Here is a 483-nt window from a genome sequence, read left to right as displayed (position 1 = left end):
TTCGCCTATATCATTAAAGACTTTACTCATCTATCCTACTTCTGATGACGTGTTGAAGGTACGAACTGATGAAATAGCTAAGGAGATGCATGGTCTAGGAGGAAAAAGATCATATGGTTGGTTTTGCGAAAAGGCTTTGAAGTTAAAAGAGGCAGCAGAACGGAACCCATTTAAGAAAACACTGTATCAAAGCCATTTAGTTACTCTAAAAATGTATATTCAAATGCTTCTTCAACAACGAGAGTTTCTCAACGTACTAGAGCAAGAGATTGATCAGTTAGCAATGCAGTTTGAGGAGTATGAGATCCTTCGGTCCATCCCAGGGGTGGGTTCTAAAATTGCAGCTACTCTTATCTCAGAAATAGGTGAGGTCACACAATTTAGTCACCCGAAAAAGCTAGTAGCCTATGCAGGCATTGATCCTCGGATTTACCAATCAGGGAAGTTTACAGCATCTATCAATCGCATCACCAAGAGAGGATC

The 483-nt window shown here is 40.4% G+C and carries 1 protein-coding gene; it reads left to right on the top strand.

The features are described from left to right. Positions 1-483 (top strand): transposase (locus tag SAZ04_RS21660; RefSeq protein WP_332699571.1); only part of this gene is annotated, 483 nt, incomplete at both ends.

It is taken from the genome of Halalkalibacter lacteus (assembly GCF_036663595.1).
GTDB classification, from domain to species: domain Bacteria; phylum Bacillota; class Bacilli; order Bacillales; family Bacillaceae_D; genus Halalkalibacter; species Halalkalibacter lacteus.
The sequence above is the reverse complement of the archived record's forward strand: the minus strand, read 5'-3'. Positions and strand labels throughout refer to the sequence as shown.